Source organism: Shinella agrisoli, assembly GCF_046557955.1.
In the GTDB taxonomy this organism is placed as follows: Bacteria; Pseudomonadota; Alphaproteobacteria; order Rhizobiales; family Rhizobiaceae; genus Shinella.
The window spans coordinates 222,446-242,099 of the sequence record NZ_JBJIEP010000006.1; the positions used below are offsets into that span (position 1 = coordinate 222,446).

At 67.8% G+C, this 19,654-nt stretch carries 19 protein-coding genes; 11 read left to right on the forward strand and 8 right to left on the reverse strand.

Going from position 1 to position 19,654, the window contains the following annotated elements; genetic code table 11:
* Nucleotides 1-52: 52 nt before the first annotated feature.
* The 3 genes from ytfR to yjfF are packed head-to-tail and all read left to right on the forward strand — an operon-like array spanning nt 53 to nt 3,560.
* Nucleotides 53-1,573, forward strand: coding sequence for a galactofuranose ABC transporter, ATP-binding protein YtfR (gene ytfR / locus ACIIOY_RS08405; protein WP_411034195.1), 1,521 nt, complete (start codon nt 53-55; stop codon nt 1,571-1,573).
* Nucleotides 1,570-2,595, forward strand: a complete 1,026-nt coding sequence (locus tag ACIIOY_RS08410) for an ABC transporter permease (protein WP_411034196.1) — start codon at nt 1,570-1,572, stop codon at nt 2,593-2,595. Before ytfR ends, ACIIOY_RS08410 begins: the two co-directional genes overlap by 4 nt.
* Nucleotides 2,592-3,560 carry a galactofuranose ABC transporter, permease protein YjfF gene (gene yjfF / locus ACIIOY_RS08415; protein WP_411034197.1) on the forward strand — a complete coding sequence of 323 codons (969 nt, stop codon included), beginning with the start codon at nt 2,592-2,594 and terminating at the stop codon, nt 3,558-3,560. Before ACIIOY_RS08410 ends, yjfF begins: the two co-directional genes overlap by 4 nt.
* Nucleotides 3,561-3,593: 33 nt before the next feature.
* Here yjfF and ACIIOY_RS08420 read toward each other — a convergent pair whose 3' ends face one another.
* A complete protein-coding gene (locus tag ACIIOY_RS08420) occupies nt 3,594-4,670 on the reverse strand; it encodes an ROK family protein (RefSeq protein WP_411034198.1) in 1,077 nt (358 codons plus the stop codon).
* 100 nt (nt 4,671-4,770) lie between these two features.
* Here ACIIOY_RS08420 and otsB point away from each other — a divergent pair, with 100 nt between their 5' ends.
* Both otsB and ACIIOY_RS08430 read left to right on the forward strand, forming a co-directional pair.
* Entirely contained in the window at nt 4,771-5,583 is an 813-nt protein-coding gene (otsB, locus tag ACIIOY_RS08425; RefSeq protein WP_411034199.1) for a trehalose-phosphatase, read from the forward strand.
* A 57-nt stretch (nt 5,584-5,640) separates the two neighbouring features.
* Nucleotides 5,641-6,081, forward strand: coding sequence for a PPC domain-containing DNA-binding protein (locus tag ACIIOY_RS08430; protein ID WP_411034200.1), 441 nt, complete (start codon nt 5,641-5,643; stop codon nt 6,079-6,081).
* Here ACIIOY_RS08430 and ACIIOY_RS08435 read toward each other — a convergent pair.
* A complete protein-coding gene (locus ACIIOY_RS08435) occupies nt 6,078-6,596 on the reverse strand; it encodes a cupin domain-containing protein (protein ID WP_411034201.1) in 519 nt (172 codons plus the stop codon). The genes ACIIOY_RS08430 and ACIIOY_RS08435 overlap by 4 nt on opposite strands.
* A gap of 4 nt (nt 6,597-6,600) precedes the next feature.
* Nucleotides 6,601-6,897, reverse strand: a complete 297-nt coding sequence (locus ACIIOY_RS08440) for a DUF3175 domain-containing protein (RefSeq protein ID WP_411034202.1) — start codon at nt 6,895-6,897, stop codon at nt 6,601-6,603.
* A 108-nt stretch (nt 6,898-7,005) separates the two neighbouring features.
* Here ACIIOY_RS08440 and ACIIOY_RS08445 point away from each other — a divergent pair, with 108 nt between their 5' ends.
* Nucleotides 7,006-7,227: a hypothetical protein gene (locus tag ACIIOY_RS08445; RefSeq protein WP_411034203.1), complete on the forward strand. Its 222-nt coding sequence runs from the start codon at nt 7,006-7,008 to the stop codon at nt 7,225-7,227.
* Nucleotides 7,227-8,024 carry a non-homologous end joining protein Ku gene (gene ku / locus ACIIOY_RS08450; RefSeq protein WP_411034204.1) on the forward strand — a complete coding sequence of 266 codons (798 nt, stop codon included), beginning with the start codon at nt 7,227-7,229 and terminating at the stop codon, nt 8,022-8,024. The genes ACIIOY_RS08445 and ku (ACIIOY_RS08450) overlap by 1 nt, the downstream gene beginning before the upstream one ends.
* Nucleotides 8,025-8,027: 3 nt before the next feature.
* Here the strand turns inward: ku (ACIIOY_RS08450) and ligD are convergent, their stop codons facing one another.
* Nucleotides 8,028-10,601, reverse strand: coding sequence for a DNA ligase D (ligD, locus tag ACIIOY_RS08455; RefSeq protein WP_411034283.1), 2,574 nt, complete (start codon nt 10,599-10,601; stop codon nt 8,028-8,030).
* 2 nt (nt 10,602-10,603) lie between these two features.
* Complete coding sequence (gene ku, locus ACIIOY_RS08460) at nt 10,604-11,461, reverse strand: non-homologous end joining protein Ku (protein ID WP_411034205.1); 858 nt, start codon at nt 11,459-11,461, stop codon at nt 10,604-10,606.
* 159 nt (nt 11,462-11,620) lie between these two features.
* Here ku (ACIIOY_RS08460) and ACIIOY_RS08465 point away from each other — a divergent pair, with 159 nt between their 5' ends.
* A complete protein-coding gene (locus ACIIOY_RS08465; RefSeq protein WP_411034206.1) occupies nt 11,621-13,156 on the forward strand; it encodes a phospholipase D-like domain-containing protein in 1,536 nt (511 codons plus the stop codon).
* On the opposite strand, the gene ACIIOY_RS08470 is transcribed toward ACIIOY_RS08465, so the two are convergent.
* Nucleotides 13,054-13,986 (reverse strand): lysylphosphatidylglycerol synthase domain-containing protein, encoded by a 933-nt coding sequence (locus tag ACIIOY_RS08470; protein ID WP_411034207.1) that lies wholly within the window; start codon nt 13,984-13,986, stop codon nt 13,054-13,056. The genes ACIIOY_RS08465 and ACIIOY_RS08470 overlap by 103 nt on opposite strands.
* 89 nt (nt 13,987-14,075) lie before the next feature.
* Here ACIIOY_RS08470 and ACIIOY_RS08475 point away from each other — a divergent pair, with 89 nt between their 5' ends.
* The gene (locus ACIIOY_RS08475) at nt 14,076-14,801 is read left to right on the forward strand and encodes an endonuclease/exonuclease/phosphatase family protein (RefSeq protein ID WP_411034208.1); all 726 of its coding nucleotides are present in this window, start codon (nt 14,076-14,078) and stop codon (nt 14,799-14,801) included.
* On the opposite strand, the gene ACIIOY_RS08480 is transcribed toward ACIIOY_RS08475, so the two are convergent.
* Complete coding sequence (locus ACIIOY_RS08480; protein ID WP_411034209.1) at nt 14,802-15,080, reverse strand: hypothetical protein; 279 nt, start codon at nt 15,078-15,080, stop codon at nt 14,802-14,804.
* 105 nt (nt 15,081-15,185) lie between these two features.
* Nucleotides 15,186-15,686, reverse strand: coding sequence for a YciE/YciF ferroxidase family protein (locus ACIIOY_RS08485; RefSeq protein WP_411034210.1), 501 nt, complete (start codon nt 15,684-15,686; stop codon nt 15,186-15,188).
* 285 nt (nt 15,687-15,971) lie between these two features.
* Between ACIIOY_RS08485 and ACIIOY_RS08490 the strand changes: the two genes are divergently transcribed.
* Nucleotides 15,972-19,349, forward strand: coding sequence for a response regulator (locus ACIIOY_RS08490; protein ID WP_411034211.1), 3,378 nt, complete (start codon nt 15,972-15,974; stop codon nt 19,347-19,349).
* 91 nt (nt 19,350-19,440) lie between these two features.
* Nucleotides 19,441-19,632 (forward strand): DUF3008 family protein, encoded by a 192-nt coding sequence (locus ACIIOY_RS08495; protein WP_411034212.1) that lies wholly within the window; start codon nt 19,441-19,443, stop codon nt 19,630-19,632.
* Nucleotides 19,633-19,654: the final 22 nt, after the last annotated feature.

The window sequence follows — 19,654 nt, forward strand, 5'->3', positions numbered from 1 at the left end:
GCCGTCCTCCTCGCGAGGCGGCGGGCGGCCATTGTCATACGGGTCGGGGACCATGCAGCCTGACAGTTCCTATATTCTCTCGGCGACGGGGATCGACAAGGTCTTCCCGGGCGCCAAGGCGCTGAACCGCGTCGATTTCTCGCTCAGGCGCGGCGAGGTCCATGCGCTGCTCGGCGAGAACGGGGCCGGCAAGTCGACGCTCGTCAAGTGCCTCACCGGCGCCTATCGCCGCGACGGCGGCCGCATCCTGCTTGATGGCGCGGACGTCGATCCGCACAGCACGCTGGAAGCGCAGAACCTCGGCATCGGCACGGTCTACCAGGAGGTGAACCTGCTGGGGAACCTGACGGTCGGCGAAAACCTCTTCCTCGGCCGGCAGCCGAAGCGCTTCGGCCTCGTCAGCGCGCGCGAGATGAACCGGCGCGCCAGGGCGCTGCTCGCCGAATACGAGCTCGACATCGACGTCACCGCCGAGCTTGCCGCCTATTCCGTCGCGGTGCAGCAGGTGGTGGCCATCGCCCGCGCGGTCGATCTCTCCGGCAAGGTGCTGATCCTCGACGAGCCGACCGCGAGCCTCGACACGCACGAGGTCGCGATGCTCTTCCGCATCGTGCGGCGCCTCAAGCAGCGCGGCCTCGGCATCGTCTTCATCACCCATTTCCTCGAGCAGGTCTACGAGATCTCCGACCGCATCACCGTCCTGCGCAACGGCCAGCTCGTCGGCACGCGCGAGACGGCGGACCTGCCGCGGCGCGACCTGATCGCCATGATGCTCGGCCGGGAGCTGGTGCAGGAAGTGGCGGCGGGGCACGGGCCGAAGGGCGGGGGCGGCGACGTGCGCTTCCGCTTCCGCGATTTCGGCCGCAAGGGCCATATCCAGCCCTTCGACCTGGACGTGCGTTTCGGCGAAGTGGTCGGGATTGCCGGCCTCCTCGGCTCCGGCCGCACGGAGACGGCGGAAATCCTCTTCGGCGCCGAGCGCGCCGACAGCGGCACGGCGGAAGCGGACGGCCGCACGCTCGACCTCTCCTCGCCGCGCGCCGCCATCCGCGAGAAATTCGGGTTCTGCCCGGAGGACCGCAAGGTCGACGGCATCGTCGGCGACCTTTCCGTGCGCGAGAACATCGCGCTCGCCCTCCAGGCCCGCCGCGGCTGGGCGCGGCCGATCAGCCGCGCCGAGCAGGACCGGCTGGCGGACCGCTACATCAAGGCGCTCGACATCCGCACGAGCGACCGCGAGAAGCCGATCAAGCTGCTCTCCGGCGGCAACCAGCAGAAGGCGATCCTCGCCCGCTGGCTCGCCACCAACCCGGATTTCCTGATCCTCGACGAGCCGACGCGCGGCATCGACGTCGGCGCCCATGCGGAGATCATCCGCCTCATCGAAACCCTCTGCGAGAAAGGCATGTCGCTGATCGTGATCTCCTCCGAACTCGAAGAGCTCGTCGCCTATTCGAGCCGCGTCATCGTGCTGCGCGACAGGGCGCACGTGGCCGAACTTGCCGGCGAGAAGGTCACCACCGAGGGCATCGTCGAGGCGATCGCCGCCTCCGGCGGGAGGACGGACGCATGACGGCGACGCTGAAATCCTATGCCGTCCGCCTGTTTCCCCAGGTCGCCGCGCTCGCCGTCATCCTCCTGATGGTCTCCGTCGCCTTTCCCGGATTCTTCCGGCTCGAGATGCAGAACGGCCGGCTCTACGGCAGCCTGATCGACATCCTCAACCGCGGCGCGCCGGTGGCGCTGCTCGCCATCGGCATGACCGTGGTCATCGCCACCAAGGGCATCGACCTTTCCGTCGGCGCCGTCATGGCGATCTGCGGGGCGGTGGCCGCCGCCTGCATCACGTCCGGCTACGGACTGGCGGCGACGCTGCTCGTCACGCTCGGCACGGGCATTGCCTGCGGCCTGTGGAACGGCATCCTCGTCGCCGTGCTCGACATCCAGCCGATCATCGCGACGCTGGTGCTGATGGTCGCGGGCCGCGGCATCGCGCAGCTCATCACCGAGGGCGCGATCCTCACCTTCAACGATGCGGGCCTCGTCTTCATCGGCAGCGGCTCGTTCCTCGGCCTGCCCATGCCGGTGGTCATCTGGCTCGCCTTCGGCATCGCCGTCGCGCTCCTGGTGCGCCGCACGGCGCTCGGCATGCTGATCGAGGCGCTCGGCGTCAACCGCCGCGCGGCCATGCTGTCGGGCGTGTCGACGGGCGTTCTCCTGATCGCCGCCTATGTGCTTTCCGGCCTGTGCGCCGCCATTGCCGGCATCATCGCGGCCGCCGACATCCGCGGGGCGGACGCCAACAATGCCGGGCTCTGGCTGGAGCTCGACGCGATCCTCGCGGTCGTCGTCGGCGGCACCTCGCTGCTCGGCGGGCGCTTCTCCATCGCCGCCTCGCTGCTCGGCGCGCTCATCATCCAGGCGATCAACACGGGCATCCTGCTCTCCGGCTTCCCGCCCGAATTCAACCTCATCATCAAGGCGGCGATCATCGTCATGATCCTGGTCATCCAGTCGCCGCGCGCCAAGACGGCCTTCGCCTTCCTCTCCCGCCCGCGGGCCGGCGGGAAGAAGGCGGAACAGGAGGCGAAATGAACCCGCGCTATCTTCCGCTCGCCGCCACGGTCGCGATCTTCCTCATCGCCTATGCCGTCTGCATCGCGCAGTACCCGAACATGCTGTCGACACGGGTGATCGGCAACCTTTTGACCGACAACGCCTTCCTCGGCATCGCCGCCGTCGGCATGACCTTCGTGATCCTGTCGGGCGGCATCGACCTTTCCATCGGCGCGGTCATCGCGTTTACCGGCGTCTTCCTCGCCGTGCTGCTCCAGTCGACGGCGATCCACCCGCTCGCCGCCTTCGCGCTGGCGCTCGTCATCACCACCGCCTTCGGCGCGCTGATGGGGGCGATCATCCACCACCTCGAAATGCCGCCCTTCATCGTCACGCTCGCCGGCATGTTCCTAGCGCGGGGCATGGCCTTCGTGCTGTCGATCGATTCGATCCCGATCAGGCATCCGTTCTACGCCACGCTGAAGAGCCTCTACTACAAGCTGCCCGGCGGCGGGCGCATCACGCTGATCGGCGGGCTGATGCTGCTCGTCTTCGCCGCGGGCATCCTGATCGCGCACCGCACCCGTTTCGGCGCGAACGTCTATGCGCTGGGCGGCGGCACGGCGACGGCGCGGCTGATGGGCGTGCCGATCGGCCGCACGACGGTCGGGATCTATGCGCTCTCCGGCTTCCTCGCCGGCCTTTCGGGCATCGTCTTCTCGCTCTACACCTCGGCCGGCTATTCGCTGGCCACCGTCGGCGTCGAGCTCGACGCCATCGCGGCGGTCGTCATCGGCGGCACGCTGCTGACGGGCGGCTCGGGCTTCGTCGCGGGAACGCTGGTCGGCATCCTCATCCAGGGCCTCATCCAGACCTACATCACCTTCGACGGGTCGCTGTCGAGCTGGTGGACGAAGATCCTCATAGGCCTCCTGCTCTTCGCCTTCATCCTTCTCCAGAAGGGCCTGATCCACGCTACGGCGCGGCGGAGGCGGTATGCCTGACGCGCCTTGCGCGTCCCTCGGGACGCGCGGCGTCTAGGTCTGCTTGTTGACGAAGCTGGCATTGCCGAGGCCCGTGCCGATCGTCACCACGGCCCAGCCCTTCACGTCCGCCATGCGCGGCACCTCCGACAGGCCCTGCACGACGGCGTCGTTGTGCATGATGACGAAGGTGGGCTCGTCCGTGATCCGGGGGATGGCCTTGCGCAGCGCTTCGGGCAGGTTGAAATGCGTGCTTTCCCAGTTGCCGCCCGGCAGGTTCTGGCCGCCCCGCGCGATCGATCCGTCCGCGGCGATGATGCCGGGGCAGCCGATGCCGATCACCGGCGCAAGCGCGAGCCTGGCCTTTTCCGCCTTGGCGACGAGCGCCTCGATCATCCTGACGAGATACTCGATGGTCGCCGTGCGCCGGGGCTCGTCGTCGGCATGCCGCCACAGTTCCGATTTCCAGATCTTCGCCTTGGAGAAGTCCGGCTTGTCGTCGAGGTTGAGCTTGACGACGCCGGCGCGGATGTTGGTGCCGCCGATGTCGACGGCGAGGATGGCGTCGTGCCCCTTCAGCATCCAGGAGGGAATGAGATGCACGGCGCCGAGCAGCCCGGCCTCGTCGGGGTGGTGGGCGATCGGCACGAGCTCCACCTTCACGCCTTCGGCCTTGAGCAGGATCTGCGTGCGGGCGATCGCCGTCAGGCCGGTCGCGCTGTCCTTGAAGCCGCCTCCGACCACGATGCGTTTCGTCCCCTTCCAGGCCTCCTCCTTCAGGTAGCGGGCAAGGATGCCGGCAAGCCCCTTCGCGAAATCGTCGATGGCCGCGAGCACGAGCGCTGCGGCCTCCGTCTCCGGTTCCTTGAGCAGCGCATCGATCTCCTTCTTGGAGAGGTCGTCCGTCGGCACCTCGCCGAGAGGATCGGAGCCGCCCTCGCGCACGCGCTTTCGCCATGCGTCGATGGCGTCGCGGAAGGCGGACTTGTTGGCCCGGTCGCCGATGAAGCCTTCCTTGTCGCGCAATTCGAGATTGTAGCTGGTCACCTGCACCGCCGGCAGGTCTTCGGCACCGTGGATGACGGGGGCGTTGCTGTCCTCGGTTCGTTGCGGCTTCTTCTGCTTGTCCATGCCGGCTCCTTTGCCCGATGCGGGAACACAATGCGCCGGGGAAAAACTTGTTCCTGCCGCGCCCTTGCCGTCCGGCGGCGACGATCTAACTTTGAGGTCCATGAACGAACAGGAGAAACTGCGGCCGTCCGACGCCGCGACACGCCATCTCGTCAGGCGCCTCGTCGACGAGCCGGACCGCTGGGCGCTTTTCCTCGACATCGACGGGACGCTGCTCGACCTTGCGACGACGCCGGACGCCATCCAGGTTCCGCTGTCGCTGCCGGGGAACCTGGATGCCGTTTCCGCCCGCCTTTCCGGCGCGCTGGCGCTGGTGACGGGGCGCAGCCTTCCCTATGCCGACGGCCTGTTCGCGCCCTACCGCTTTCCCATCGCCGGGCTGCACGGCGCGGAGTTCAGGGGCGCGGACGGGCAGACGTCGATCGCCGAAGCGACGCCCGCCTTCACCGTGCTGAAGCGGCGGCTGGTCGAGAAGACGGCCTGGATGGAGGGCGTGCTCATCGAGGACAAGGGGGCGGCCGTCGCCGCCCACTACCGGCTGGCGCCCGCCTATGACGCGGCCCTCGAGAAGATCATGCGCGATTTTGCCGAGGAGGCGGGACCGGGCTGGGTGCTGCAGCCCGGCAAGATGGTCTTCGAGATCCGCCCCTCCCGCGCCGACAAGGGGGCCGCCGTCGCCTCCTATCTGGAGCAGCCGGCCTTTGCCGGGCGCCTGCCGATCACGATCGGCGACGACCTGACGGACGAGTCCATGTTCGCCCTTGCCAATGCGCGCGGCGGCCAGTCGATCCGGGTCGGCTCGCTCGCCACGGCGACCTGCGCGCTCGCCAAGGCATCCTCGCCGTCGGCCATCCGCTCGGCGCTGGCGACGATCGCGGCCGCAAGCGACCGGAAAGCGGCCTCCGCCTCGTAAGGCTCGGAACCGAAGCGCGTTTCGGGCCTTTCCCCCTCGACCCAACGGAGGCAGACGATGAAGCACAAACTCCTGGCAAGCGACGCGGGCGAACGCACGTTCATCCTCGTCCTCGACGAGGGCGACGAGGCCTTCAAATGCATCACCGCCTTTGCCGAAAGCAACGGCGTGACGGCGGCGTCGATCACGGCGATCGGCGCCTTCCGGACCGCGACGATCGCCTTTTTCGAGTTCGAGACGAAGAATTACAAGAAGATACCCGTCGAGGTGCAGACGGAGGTTCTCAGCATGATCGGCGACGTGGCGGTGGACGACGAGGGCAAGGCGAGCCTGCACCTGCATGTCGTGCTGGGCTTTTCGGACGGCAGCACGAAGGGCGGCCATTTCCTGGAAGGCCACGTCCGGCCCACGCTGGAGGTCGTGCTGCGCGAGACGCCCGCCGACTTGCGGCGCAGGCACCGCCCCGACCTCGGCATCGCGCTGATCGACGTGGGTTAACCTCCTGCGCTTTCCCGCCAGAGGGAAACGAGCGGCCCGGCGATCCCGTAGACCGGGTCGCTTTTTGGGATGGGCAGGGTGGCGATGATCTTCAGTTCGCCGGGTGTCGCCGCGGCCGTCTCGATGTCGGCATGCTGGCCCGGCGGGTATCCGCCGACCACCAGGAAATCCTCGCTGGCGGCAATGCGCTGGTGGCCGGTGCCGGCGGGCAGCACCAGGCAGTCGCCCGCGCGGACATCCAGGCTGTCGCCGTCCGGCCCGCCGATCAGGAGCTCGGCCGTGCCTTCCGCGATGCCGAGCACCTCGTGCGCGCCGACGTGATAGTGCTGGTAGGAGAAGACGCCGTCGCGCCAGAGGCCCTGCCATCCGGCGTCCGAGAACAGCCGCTCGAAGGCGTGGGCGCGATCCTTCTCGGCCGGTGTGAGAACCTGGCGGTAGACCAGCACCGGCAGGAAGGGATGGTTCGGAACCCATTCGCTTGCCGGAAAGAACAGCGTTTCCGGTTGTTTCACCATCGCCTCACCCGTCGTGCCTCGGCGTCTTGCCGAAATCCTTCCGCAACTCGTCCTTGGCCTTTTCCAGCGTCTCGCGGTGGCTCTTGGAAAGCTGGTCGCCGGCTCGGTTGATATAGAATGTCAGCATGGACATGGCCGAACGGTAAGGGCTCGATTTGCGCCTGTCGCTCGCTTCCGCCGAGCGCTTGAGGGAAGCGGCGATCTTCTTTGCGCTGCGCTGCTTGAAGACGCCCTCCTCAAGGTCCAGCGCATCGCTGCCTTCGGTGACGTCCTGCGACCATTTTTTCTTCGTCGTCGCCATGATCGGCCTCCTTTTCCACTGGAACCGCAATGCCCGCCGAATGTTCCGGAACCCACGGCCGGATGTCGCATTATGGACACGAACGCGCGTTTCGCGAAGGAGCGACCCATGGACAACAAGGACCGACTGATATTGGCGCTGGCCGCGCTGCTGCGCGCCGAGCGCGAAACCCGCGGTGCCTTGATGGAAGCGCTGGAGGAGGATTCCATTTCGCGCGAAACCCTCCTTGCCATCCTCTCCGATCCCATCCCCGTCGTCACCCAGGCGGACATCGAGTTCGCCGAGCGCTTCGCCCTGTCGAAGCACCTGCCGCTCGAAAGGGAGGGGTGATGGCGCCGCGCTCGTTCTGGAAAGGCTACCTGAAGCTCTCGCTGGTCACCTGCCCGGTGGCGATGGCGCCGGCCATCTCGCAGGAGGACAAGGTGCGCTTCCGCACCCTCAACGAGAAGACCGGCAATCCCGTCGTCAGCCGCTATGTCGATGCCGTCACCGGCAAGGCGGTGAACGAGGACGACGAGGTGAAGGGCTATCCGCGCGGCGAGGACGACTACGTCATTCTGGAGGACGAGGAGATCGACGCCGTCGCGCTGGAAAGCACGCGCACGATCGACATCGAGACCTTCGTGCCGCGCGAATCGATCGAATGGATCTGGTACGACACGCCGCACTATCTCGTGCCGAACGACACGGTCGGGGAGGAGGCGTTTTCCGTGATCCGCGAGGCGATGGCCTCGACCGGCACGGTCGGCATCTCGCGGGTGGTGCTCTATCGGCGCGAACGGGCGGTGATGCTGGAGCCGCGCGGCAAGGGCATCGTGCTGTGGACGCTGCGCTATGGCGACGAGGTGCGTGCCGAAGGGGACTATTTTGCCGGGCTGAAGGAGGCGAAACCCGATTCCAAGGCGCTGTCGCTGGTGAAGACGCTCATCAAGGAGCGCACGAAATCCTGGGACCCGAAGATGGCGGACGATCCGGTGCAGGGCCGCCTTCTCGACATCATCGCGGCGAAGAAGAAGGGCCGCAAGCGCCCGGCGAAGCAGAAGGCGCCGCCGCCGACCGCCGGCAACGTCATCAACATCATGGATGCCCTGCGCAAGAGCATCAAGGCCGAGGGCAAGGGCAAGTAGGCGTCAGCCTTTCGCATTCGCCGTCCTCGCCGGCTCGAGCGCTTCTGCCGCCGACTTGAACGCCGCCCAGGGATCGGCCTCCAGCGCCTGCAGGCGCGTCGGCGTGTTCTCGACGGTGAAATAGGCCGGGCCGATGTCGGCGCTGAGCTCGTCCCAGGCGAGCGGCATGGAGACGGCGGCGCCGGGGCGCGCGCGGGTCGAATAGGGCGCGACCGCCGTCATGCCGCGCTGGTTGCGCAGGTAGTCGATGAGGATCTTGCCGCGCCGCTTCGACTTGGTGATGGTCGAGACGTACTTGTCGGGACTGTCCTTGGCCATCGCGTCGGCGAGCCCCTTGCAGAAGGCCTTGACCGCCGGCCAGCGCGCGGCGGGTTTGAGGGGCGCGCAGACATGCAGGCCCTTGCCGCCGGAGGTCTTGACGAAGGCGTTGAGCCCCGCCGCCTCCAGCCGCTGCCGCGTCTCCTCGGCCGCCTCGATGACTGCCGGCCATTCCACGCCCTCGCCGGGGTCGAGGTCCATGATGATCCGGTCCGGCCGCTCCCAGTCGGCAAGGGTCGAGCCCCAGGGGTGGATCTCCAGCGTCGCCGACTGCACGAGCCCCATCAGCCCGTCGAAATCGTTGATCGCGACATAGGGCTCGTCGTCCTTCTCCTTCGGGTCCTGCACCAGGACGATGTTGGGATTGATGCCGTTCCAGGCGTGTTTCTGGAAGAAGGACTGGCCGCCGACGCCGCCCGGCGCCCGCAGCAGCGCGAGCGGCCGGCCGACGATATGGGGGGCGATGTAGCGCCAGACTTCGGTGTAGTAGTCCGCAAGCCCTTCCTTGGTGACACCCTCGTCCGGCCAGTAGACCCGGTCCGGATGGGTGAGGCGCACGGTGCGGCGCGGCGGCTTTTCCGGCCTGGGCGCGGCTTTCGCGGTGGTTTTCGATCTGGGCACTTCGGCGACGACCTCCGTTGCTGGCTTGTCTTCCCTCAAGCCCCGGAAGGAAGCATGGCGCAGGTGCCCGTCGGCCGTCCAGGCGCGGAATTCCACTTCCGCCACCAGCTCCGGCCGCACATAGCGCACCTGGCGCCCTTCCTCCGCCGTCAGCCTCCGGCCGAAGGGGCTTTCGTCCGTCCGCATGCGGTTCAGCCGCTGGAAGAGATCGGTGGCGACCGGCACGCTGAAACCGGTGCCGACTCGGCCGACCGGATCCAGCTTGCCGTTCCTGAAGACGCCGAGCACGAGGGAACCGATCGCCCGACGCGAGACGGAGGACGGCATGAAGCCGCCGATCACGAACTCCTGCCGGGCCGAGCATTTCGACTTGATCCAGCCCTTGCTGCGCCCGGCGCGATAGGGCGCGTCGCGCAGTTTCGAGACGACGCCCTCGAGGCTGAGGCGGCAGGCATGGCGCAGCACGAGCGCGCCGTTCTCGTCGAAATGGTGGCTGTAGCGCAGGATGCCGTCCGTTCCCGGCACGAGCCTTTCGAGCAGGGATTTCCGCTCCTCCAGCGGCAGGCGCGTGAGATCGTAGCCGTCGAGATGGAGGAGGTCGAAGACATAGAAGACGAAGCGGTCGTCGCGCCCGTCGCTGAGATCGGCCTGGAGGGCGGAAAAGTCGGACGCGCCGAAACCGCTTTCGACGACGAGCTCGCCGTCGATGAGCGCGGTGCCGACGGGCAGGGCGCCGAGCGCCCCGATGACGTCCCTGCCGAACTTCTTCGTCCAGTCGAGCCCGCTGCGGGTGAGGAGCTTCACCCGGCCGGCCTCGATGCGGGCCTGGAGCCTGTAGCCGTCGAACTTGATCTCGTGCAGCCAGCGCCCGCCCGCCGGCGGGGCGGCGGCGAGCGTGGCGAGCGTCGGCGGCAGGAAATCGGGCAGCCCGCCCTTGCGGGCACCCTTGATGCCCGACGGGTCCGGAACCTCGGCCTCCTCGCCTTCCGCTTCCGCTTTCTTCCGCCCGGTCGTCTTCTTCCCCGCGGGGGATTTCCGGATCCGCCCGGTCTTCGACGACCAGCCGGGCGCCTCCCCGGCGACGTCCTCGATCCCGCGGCCCGTCTTCACCGATTGCGGCTGCTCCTCCAGAAGGTCGTCCTCGCCCTCGGCGACGGCGAACTCGTCGTCGCCCTTGATCAGCAGCCAGTTCTCGCGCTTTTCGCCGGGCTTGCCGTGCATGCGCACGAGATGCCAGCGGCCGCGCAGCTTCTCGCCGTCGAGCTCGAATTCCAGGTGGCCCTTGGCATAGGCCTTGGCCGCATCTCCGAGCGGCTTCCACGTGCCGCGATCCCAGACGATGACCGTGCCGCCGCCGTATTCGCCTTTCGGGATCGTGCCCTCGAAGTCGCCATAGGCGAGCGGATGGTCCTCCACGTGCACGGCCAGCCGCTTTTCGCTCGGCACCAGGCTCGGGCCGCGCGTCACCGCCCAGCTTTTGAGGACGCCGTCCATTTCGAGGCGGAAATCGTAATGCAGCCGCGTCGCGTCGTGCTTCTGGACGACGAAGCTGTGGCCGCCCTTGCGCGCTTTCCGGCCCTTCGGCTCGGAGGTGGCCCTGAAATCCCGCTTCTGCCGGTAGGTCTCCAGCGTCGCCATGCTCACCCTGCCTTCCGCCGCCCGGCCGCCGGCTTGCGCGCCGGCGCGGCTTTCCTGGCGCCGCGCTTCGTCTTGCCGGCTTTGGCGCCCTTGCCGGCGCTCTGCCGCAGGGCTTCCATCAGGTCGATGACCTTGCCCTCGGCCTTCGGCTTGAAGGGCTTGGGCTTCCTGCCCTCGATCTTCGCCTTCACCACCTCGGCGAGCGCGGCGTCGTAGCGGTCGTCGAACTTCTTCGGGTCGAAGCGTCCGCTCTTCGTCTGGATGATGTGCTCGGCAAGTTCCAGCATCTCCCCCTTCAGCTTGATGTCGGGGATGTCGGAGAAGGCCTCCTCGGCGGAGCGCACCTCGTAGTCGTAGTGGAGCGTGGTCGCGACGAGCCCCTCGCCGTGCGCGCGGATGAGCAGGGTGCGCACGCGGCGGAAGAGCACGGTTTCGGCGAGCGCGGCCACCTTCCTCGCCTTCATACCTTCCCGGATCAGCGCGAAGACCTCGTGCGCATGCCGGTCGGCCGGCGCGAGATAATAGGGCTTGTCGAAATAAAGGTCGTCGATGGCCTCGCAGGCGATGAAAGCCTCGATGTCCATCATCTTGTCGCTTTCCGGCACCGCCGAGGCGACCTCCTCCGGGTCGAGCACGATATAGTCGTCGTCGCCGGTCTCGTAGCCCTTCACTTGGTCCTCGCGCTCCACCACCTTGCCGGTCTCGCTGTCGACGAACTCCCGGTGCAGCCGGTGCCCGGTCGCGCGGTTGAGCATGTGGAAGGAGATGCGCTCGCTCGTCGAGGCGGCCGTGTAGAGGGCCACGGGGCACACCAGTTCGCCGACCTTCAGGAAGCCTTTCCAGTTCGCTCTTGGCGCCACGCCTCGCACTCCCGCTTCAAAGCGGATGCAATGCCTGCGCGCTTCAATTGTTCCGGCCTTCGCGCCTGCGGGGAACCAAAGCCGTTTCCGCGAATTTCCGGGCAGGGTGACTGACCTCATCGGACAAGGCGGCAGAGAGTGCGAAACGAAGAGTTCCCGTTGTACGTTGCAGACAGAGACAAGCTTTCCCCGATCATCCGGCCCGGCCGCAACGCCTGGCGCGTAGCGAGCGCCGAGCGGCTGAGCGTGCTGGTCGATGGAGAGGCGTATTTCAGGGCGCTGGAAGGCGTTCTGGAGCAGGCGCGCAAGGACGTCTGGATCATCGGCTGGGATTTCAACCCGGACATCCCCATCCGGCCGGAGGAGCCGCGTTCCCCGACGCTCGGCGCCTTTCTCCTGAAGCTGGCGGAGGAGCGGCCGGAGCTCACCATCCGGGTGCTCGTCTGGGCGATGGGCCCGATCTATTCCGGCAAGTCGCTGAAGTTGTTCCGCAAGCGCCGCTGGTCCTCCCATCCGCGCATCCTGCTCGCCTTCGACAGCCGCCACCCGGTCCGCGGCTCGCACCACCAGAAGATGGTCGTCGTGGACGACCGCGTCGCCTTCGTCGGCGGCATAGACCTCACCGCCAAGCGCTGGGACACCAGCGATCACCGCGCCGACGACCCCCGCCGCGCCACGCCCTCCGGCGAGCCCTACGAGCCGGTGCACGACATGCAGGTGGCGCTGGAGGGCGAGGCCGCCCGGGCTGCGGGCGACATCGCGCGCCGGCGCTGGCTTCTTGCCACGGACGAGGCGGTGCCGGCGACCGGCGCGCCGTCGGATGCCGGCCTCGACGGCCTGGTGCCCGACATGACGAAGGTGGATGTCGCCTTCGCCCGCACCGAGCCGGCGATCCGCGGGCGCGAGTCCTTTACCGAGGCGATGGACCTCACCGTCGCCGCCCTCGAGGCGGCCCGGCGGCACATCTATATCGAAAGCCAGTACTTCGCCTCCAAGAAGGTCTGCGACGTGCTGTGTAGGCGGCTCGCCGAGCCCGACGGGCCGGAGGTCGTCGTGATCTCGACGCTGAGGTCGCACGGCACCATCGAGCGCCTCGTGCTCGGCGCCAACCGCGACAGGCTCGTCCGGCGCCTCGGCCGGTGCGACAGGCATGGCCGCGTGCGCGCCTTCTATCCCGTCGTGCCCCGGGCCGACGGCACGGAGCAGGAGGTCGTGATCCACTCGAAGCTCGTCATCGTCGACGACGTCTTCCTGCGCATCGGCTCTTCCAACCTCAACCAGCGCAGCGAGGGGCTGGACACCGAGCTCGACGTGGCGATCGAGGCCCGCACGGATGCGGAGCGCCGGAGCATCGTCGCCCTGCGCGACCGGCTGCTGGCCGAGCATCTGGATGCCGACCCGGACGCCTTCGGGGCCGCGGTCCGCGCGGAGGGCGCGCTGGGCAGGACGATCGACGCCTTCAACACGCATGCGCGCGGGCTGCGCCCGTTTCCCGATGCCGGCGGGCGGGGCTCCGTCGAACCGGTCATGGGGACGGGGCTCGTCGATCCGGTCGCGCCCTGGTGGCCGTTCTCCGCCTGGCCGGGCCTGCGTCAACTCGCGCTTTTGCGCAGGCCCGCCTCGTCGTTCGTTCCGAGAAGCGCCTCGCTGGCGAGCAGCGAAACCAGCCCCAGCGGCAGCGGGATGAAGAAATAGACGGCCCGGAAGGCGATCAGCGCGCCGATCGAGGCGGAGCTCCCGAGCAGGAAGGCGACCGTCGCCTCCAGCACGCCGAGCCCGCCCGGGACGTGGCTGACGAGGGCCGTCAGGTTGCCCACCACATAGGCGGCCGTCGTTTCCATGTAGCCGGCCTGGCCGCCGAGGAGCTGGTGGAGGCAGGCGGCGACGAAGGCGAAGTTGACCGTCCCGACGAGGATCTGCATGGCGGCGATGCGCGGCACCGGCAGGGCGAAGCGCCAGCTTCTCACCTTCAATTCACCGCGCACGAAGGCGGCAAGCGCGAGATAGGCGGCGCCGAGCGAGAGGCAGGCAATGCCGAGGGCGGCGGATGCCGCCGTTCCGAGCCCCGCGATCTTTCCGGCAGTGCCGGGAAGGATAAGGAGGCAGAGGCCGGCGAGCGTGATGAGGCCGAGGCCCACCGTCACGCCGCAGAAGACGATCAGCTTGGCGATCTCCTCCGCGGTGAGCCCCCAGCGCGAATAGAAGCGGTAGCGCACCGCGCCGCTGCTGAGTGCCGCGACGCCGACATTGTGGCCGATGGATAGGCTGGTGAAGGAGGCGAGCGCGGTTCGCGGATAGGAAAGCGGCTTGCCGACATAGCGCAGCGCCAGGAAATCGAAGAGCGTCAGGCAAAGGTAGGAACACGCCGCAAAGGCGAGCGCGAGGGCGAAATTCGCGCGGGGAATGGCGGCGATCGAATTGCGGATGTCCTCCCACGTATATTGGCTGAGCGTCCGGTAGACAAGCCATCCGGCGACAAGGACGGCGCAGGCGACAAGCGCGTGGAGGATATGGCTTCGTTTCATGTATCCGGGTTTCCTTTGATGTATCGGGGGCGGAACGAAAACGAGGCTTTCGGTGTTCCCGGCCCGTCCGAAAGAACGAGAGGGAAGGCATGGGCAGGCGCCTGAGGATCATGACCTACAACGTGCACAGCTGCTTCGGCACCGACCGGAAGCTCGATCCCGGCCGCATCGCCGAGGTGATCGCCGAATGCGAGGCGGACATCGTCGCCCTCCAGGAGGTCGACGTCGCGCGCGCCCGCAGCGGCGGGATCGACCAGGCGCAGGCGATCGCCACCCATCTGCGCATGGTCTCGCATTTCCACCCGGCCCTGCATCTGGAGGAGGAGCGCTATGGCGATGCCCTGCTGACCGCGCTGCCGACGCGCCTCGTGAAGGCCGACAGCCTGCCGTCGCGCGGCGAGCCGCGCGGCGCCCTCTGGGTCGAAGTGCCGGTGGACGGCGTGAACCTCCAGATATTCGTCACCCATCTCGGCCTTCTCGGCGCCGAGCGCGTGCGGCAGACCGAGGCGCTGATCGGGCCGGGCTGGCTCGGGGCGGAGATGGCGGAAAACGCGCGCGTCGTCTTTGCCGGAGACCTCAATGCCGTGACCCGCTCGGCGTGCTACCGCCTGCTGGTGCGGCGCCTGCGCGATGCGCAGGTCGAGGCGGGCGGCAGGATCAGGGCCACCTTCCCGTCCAGGCTGCCGATGCTGCGGATCGACCATATCTTCGTCGGGGAAGGGATACGGGTTCACGGGACCTTCGTGCACGACAGCCCGCTCGCGCGGCGCGCGTCGGACCACCTGCCGCTCTGCGCCGACCTGGAGATCGACTGACTAGCACGGCCAGTAGATGTCCTCGGCGAAATCGGCGGGGATGGGGTGAAGTGCGGCAAGGGAGCGGGCGACGAACTCGATCTGCAGGGCGAGGTAGTGGGCGGCCCTCGGCATGTCGCGTCCGGTCGCCGCGGCGCGCACGCGCAGCGTCTGGATGTCGGCGTTTGCAAGCCGCCGCCTGGCTTCGCGATAGACGTCCGCCGGCGTCGGCAGGCGCGGTGGGGGCGCGCCGCGGTCCATGTCCGTTCCCCCGACAATCCTCAGCCGATGCGATGCCATGCCGATGCGTCTCCGGAAATCCTCTTCGCAAAGAGCATCGCCGGACAAGCTTGTACGGGGCTGGCAGGCCGGGCGCAAAGATGCGCCCGGCTTTGTCGGACGGTGTCAGGCGACCTTCTTCTGCGCGGCCGCGTTGACAGCGCTCTCGGCGAGCGTAGTCAGCGTCTCGTCGGTCTTGGCCTCTTCCTTCAGCGTGGTCTCGAGAAGCCTGGCGGCGTCGCGATGGCCGAGCTGGTTGGCCCAGGCCTTGAGCGTGCCGTAGCGGGTGATCTCGTAGTGCTCGACGGCCTGCGCGGAGGAAATGAGGCCGGCGTCGAGCGCGTTCGTGCCCTTGAACTCCTCGATGATCTCCTCGCCTTCGGCAAGGATGCCCTGGATCGCCTCGCAGGTCTTGCCCTGCGCCCGCTTGCCGATGGCCTCGAACACCTGCTGCAGGCGCTCGATATGGCCTTCGGTTTCTTCCTTGTGCTTTTCGAAAGCCTGCTTCAGCTCCGGCGCCTGGGCGGCGCGGGCCATCTTGGGCAGTGCCTTCACGATCTGCCGCTCGGCATAATAGATGTCCTTCAGCGTGTCGTAGAACAGATCGTTGAGTGTCTTCTCAGCCATGTCCATGTTCTCCTCGATTGGGTTCCGGGATTGGGTTCCGGCGGACACCGGACGGGGACAGAACAGGCTTGCCCGCGCGATGTTCCGGCGGTTCGCAGAAAAATCCGCATTCCCTTGCCGGCCGGCCTTTGACGCGGCGCATCCGCGCCCTATTTCCCGTCCGCTGTCCGGCCCTTGGAAAGACGGGACAAATCCGGATGGACGGGATCGATCGCGGCCTTCCGCCGGGAGGTTGCGCTGGAAGGAGCGCGGTCCCGGCAGGCGGGTGCTCAACGAGGTGAGGGAATGGCGTCAAGAATCGAGGTGGGACGGGACGTGGGCAGCCGCTATCCGTTCCTGAGCGGCGGCGGCGATGCCGCCGGCCTGATCGCCGCCTTCGACTGGACCGCGACGCCGATCGGCCCGCTCGAGGACTGGCCGCAGACCCTCAAGACGACGGTGAGCCTCATGCTGCGCTCGCCGGTGCCCATCGTCCTCCTCTGGGGCGAGGACGGCATCATGATCTACAACGACGCCTATTCCGTCTTCGCCGGCGGGCGGCATCCCGCCATCTTCGGCAGCAAGGTGCGCGAAGGCTGGCCGGAGGTCGCCGATTTCAACGACAATGTCATGAAGGTCGGCCTTGCCGGCGGAACGCTCGCCTACAAGGACCAGGAGCTGACGCTCTACCGCCACCGCGGCGAGCCCGAGCAGGTCTGGATGAACCTCGACTATTCGCCGGTGCTCGGCGAGGACGGCCGGCCGGCCGGCGTCATCGCCATCGTGGTGGAGACCACCGCCAAGGTGAAGGCCGAGGAGCGGCTGAAGACGGAAGGCGAGCGCCTTCGCCAGATGTTCGAGCAGGCGCCCGGCTTCGTGGCGACCCTCATCGGGCCGGACCACGTCTTCGAGATCGCCAACAATGCCTATCTCCAGCTCGTCGACCATCGCGACATCCTCGGAAAGCCGATAAGGCAGGCGCTGCCGGAAGTCGCCGAGCAGGGGTTTGTCGACCTGCTCGACCGCGTGCTCGCGACCCGCCGGCCCTATGTCGGCAAGGGCGTGCGCGTGCTGCTGCGGCGAAGGCACGATACCGTGCCGGACGAGCGCTACCTCGATTTCATCTATCAGCCGATCTTCGGCGACGACGGCCGGGCGACGGGCATCTTCGTGCAGGGGCACGACGTCACCGAGCTGCGGGCGGAAGAGGCGCGGCGCAATGCGCTGATCGAGCTTGCCGACCGCTTCAGCCAGCTCACCGATCCGACCGACATCGCCTTTGCGGCGGCGGAGACGCTGGCGAAGGTGCACAATGTCAGCCGGGCCGGCTACGGCACCATCGACCTCGTCGCCGAGACGATCACCATCGAGCGCGACTGGAACGCGCCGGGCGTCGAGACGATCGCCGGCGTGCTCAATTTCCGCGAATACGGCACTTATATCGACGACTTGAAGCGCGGCGAGACGGTCGTCGTGGCCGATGCGGAGAAGGATCCGCGCACGAAGGCGACCGCCGGGAAGCTGAAGGCGATCAAGGCGCGCGCCTTCATCAACATGCCGGTGACGGAGGCCTCCGGCCTCGTGGCGCTGCTCTACCTCAACCATGAGGATGCGCGCGAATGGTCGGCGAGCGAGCTCGACTTCGTGCGCGACGTGGCGGCGCGCACCCGCATCGCGGTCGAGCGGCGGCGGGCCGAGCAGAAGCTGGAGCAGCTGGCGAACTCGCTGGAACGGCAGGTGAGCGAGCGCACGGCGGAGGTCAACCGCCTCTGGCGCAACGCGCGCGACCTGCTCGTGGTGACGGGCGAGGACGGCACGATCCGTTCGGTCAACCCGGCCTGGACGGCGGTGCTGGGTTTCCCGGCGCGCGAGAGCGTCGGCAGGCGTCTCGGCACGTTCGTCTGGCCGGAGGACACGGCCGCCTTCCTCGCCGGCGGGCGGCGCTTCGGCTCGCCGGAGCTGGAGGTGCGCTTCCGCCACTTCGACGGCTCGGCGCGCTGGATCTCCTGGCGCATTTTCGCCGAGGAGGGCCTGACCTTCGCCTATGGCCGCGACGTCACCGCGGAACGCGAGCAGGCCCGCGCGCTCGCCGAGGCGGGCGAGCAGCTGCGCCAGGCCCAGAAGATGGAGGCGATCGGCCAGCTGACGGGGGGCGTCGCGCATGATTTCAACAATCTCCTGCAGGTCATATCGGGAAACCTCCATCTGCTCGGCAAGGATGTCGCCGGCAATGCCCGCGCGGAGCAGCGCATCGCCAACGCGCTTGCGGGCGTCAGCCGCGGCTCGAAGCTCGCCAACCAGCTTCTCGCCTTCGGCCGCCGGCAGGCGCTGGAGCCGAAGGTCATCAACATAGGCCGCTTCATCGCCGGCCTGGAGGACCTGCTGCGGCGCACGATCGGCGAGGCGATCGAGATCGAGACGATCCGCTCCGGCGGCCTGTGGAACACCTTCGTCGACCCCTCGCAGATCGAGAATGCCGTGCTCAACCTCGCCATCAACGCGCGCGATGCCATGAACGGCGTCGGCAAGCTCACGGTGGAGGTGGGCAATGCCTATATCGACGACACCTATGCCCGGAACCATGCGGAAGTGCAGCCGGGCCAATATGTCCTCATCGCCGTGACGGATACCGGCCAGGGGATGACGCCGGAGGTCATGGAGCGCGCCTTCGAACCGTTCTTCTCCACCAAGCCGGTCGGCAAGGGCAGCGGCCTCGGGCTCTCCATGGTCTACGGCTTCGTCAAGCAGTCCGGCGGCCACATAAAGATCTACAGCGAGCCGGGGGAGGGCACGACCGTGCGCATCTACCTGCCGCGCTCGCTGGAAAAGGAGGACCGGCTGGCGGACGTCGACCATGGCCCGGTGACGGGCGGCACGGAGACCATCCTCGTGGCCGAAGACGACGAGGAGGTGCGCGCCACCGTCGTCGAGATGCTGAGCGACCTCGGCTATTCGGTGCTGAAGGCGCGCGACGCGGCGAGCGCCCTGACGGTGATCGAAAGCGGCGTGTCCATCGACCTGCTCTTCACCGATGTCGTCATGCCGGGGCCGCTGCGCAGCACGGACCTCGCCCGCAAGGCGCGTGAACGCCTGCCGGGCCTCGCCGTCCTCTTCACCTCCGGCTACACGGAGAACTCGATCGTGCACGAGGGAAGGCTCGACGCGGGCGTCGAGCTCCTGCCGAAGCCATACAGCCGGGAGGCCCTCGCAAGGAAGATCCGCGCTTCGCTGGCGGCCCGCGCAAAGACTTCGGCGGAGGCCGAGGCGCCGGCCGCATGCGAGGCGGGGCCAGAGCCCGGCGCGCAGGAGGCAGGGCCCGATGCGCCGGAGGCGAAGCGGCTCAAGATATTGCTGGTGGAGGACGATTTCCTGATCCGCCTCAATGCGGTCGATCTCGTGCAGGAGATGGGCCACGAGGTCGTCGAGGCGGCGACCGCGGAACAGGCCCTGCCTCTGCTCAGGGAGCAGTCCTTCGACGTCCTGCTCACGGATATCGGCCTGCCCGCGATGTCGGGAACCGAGCTTGCGATCTGCGCGAGGCAGGACAACCCGGTGCTCGGCGTCGTCTTCGCCACGGGCCATAACAGCCTGCCCGCCATCCCGGGCGACCGCCCGGCCGTGCTTCTGCAAAAGCCCTACGATGCCGCGGCGATCACGGCCGCGCTGGCAGCGGCGGGCGGGTGATCCGGCCATTTCGTCGCGGGTGCCGCGCCTTGCGGGAACATTGGCGGACTTTGCGGGTTTGGCGGCATATCGAGGACGAGGAGGTCATTCCATGCCGGCAAAATCGAAAGCGCAACAGAAGGCCGCTGGCGCGGCCCTTGCTGCAAAACGGGGTGAGATCAAGAAGAGCGAGCTGAAGGGCGCCTCCAAGAGCATGGAGAAATCCATGTCCGCAGGCGAATTGAAGGAGCTGGCTTCGACGAAGCGCAAGGGCAAGCCCGAGCACGCGTCGAAATCCGATTGATCCCCGCCGCGAACCCGAGGAC

What these genes read in the sequence shown, in the direction of transcription:
- ACIIOY_RS08435 (WP_411034201.1), bottom strand. Translation starts at nt 6,596, where the DNA reads ATGGTGAAACAACCGGAAACGCTGTTCTTTCCGGCAAGCGAATGGGTT.
- ytfR (WP_411034195.1), top strand. Translation starts at nt 53, where the DNA reads ATGCAGCCTGACAGTTCCTATATTCTCTCGGCGACGGGGATCGACAAG.
- ACIIOY_RS08470 (WP_411034207.1), bottom strand. Translation starts at nt 13,986, where the DNA reads ATGAAACGAAGCCATATCCTCCACGCGCTTGTCGCCTGCGCCGTCCTT.
- otsB (WP_411034199.1), top strand. Translation starts at nt 4,771, where the DNA reads ATGAACGAACAGGAGAAACTGCGGCCGTCCGACGCCGCGACACGCCAT.
- ACIIOY_RS08410 (WP_411034196.1), top strand. Translation starts at nt 1,570, where the DNA reads ATGACGGCGACGCTGAAATCCTATGCCGTCCGCCTGTTTCCCCAGGTC.
- ACIIOY_RS08420 (WP_411034198.1), bottom strand. Translation starts at nt 4,670, where the DNA reads ATGGACAAGCAGAAGAAGCCGCAACGAACCGAGGACAGCAACGCCCCC.
- ACIIOY_RS08445 (WP_411034203.1), top strand. Translation starts at nt 7,006, where the DNA reads ATGGACAACAAGGACCGACTGATATTGGCGCTGGCCGCGCTGCTGCGC.
- ku (WP_411034204.1), top strand. Translation starts at nt 7,227, where the DNA reads ATGGCGCCGCGCTCGTTCTGGAAAGGCTACCTGAAGCTCTCGCTGGTC.
- ACIIOY_RS08480 (WP_411034209.1), bottom strand. Translation starts at nt 15,080, where the DNA reads ATGGCATCGCATCGGCTGAGGATTGTCGGGGGAACGGACATGGACCGC.
- ACIIOY_RS08490 (WP_411034211.1), top strand. Translation starts at nt 15,972, where the DNA reads ATGGCGTCAAGAATCGAGGTGGGACGGGACGTGGGCAGCCGCTATCCG.
- ACIIOY_RS08440 (WP_411034202.1), bottom strand. Translation starts at nt 6,897, where the DNA reads ATGGCGACGACGAAGAAAAAATGGTCGCAGGACGTCACCGAAGGCAGC.
- ACIIOY_RS08430 (WP_411034200.1), top strand. Translation starts at nt 5,641, where the DNA reads ATGAAGCACAAACTCCTGGCAAGCGACGCGGGCGAACGCACGTTCATC.
- yjfF (WP_411034197.1), top strand. Translation starts at nt 2,592, where the DNA reads ATGAACCCGCGCTATCTTCCGCTCGCCGCCACGGTCGCGATCTTCCTC.
- ACIIOY_RS08475 (WP_411034208.1), top strand. Translation starts at nt 14,076, where the DNA reads ATGGGCAGGCGCCTGAGGATCATGACCTACAACGTGCACAGCTGCTTC.
- ACIIOY_RS08485 (WP_411034210.1), bottom strand. Translation starts at nt 15,686, where the DNA reads ATGGCTGAGAAGACACTCAACGATCTGTTCTACGACACGCTGAAGGAC.
- ACIIOY_RS08495 (WP_411034212.1), top strand. Translation starts at nt 19,441, where the DNA reads ATGCCGGCAAAATCGAAAGCGCAACAGAAGGCCGCTGGCGCGGCCCTT.
- ligD (WP_411034283.1), bottom strand. Translation starts at nt 10,601, where the DNA reads ATGGCGACGCTGGAGACCTACCGGCAGAAGCGGGATTTCAGGGCCACC.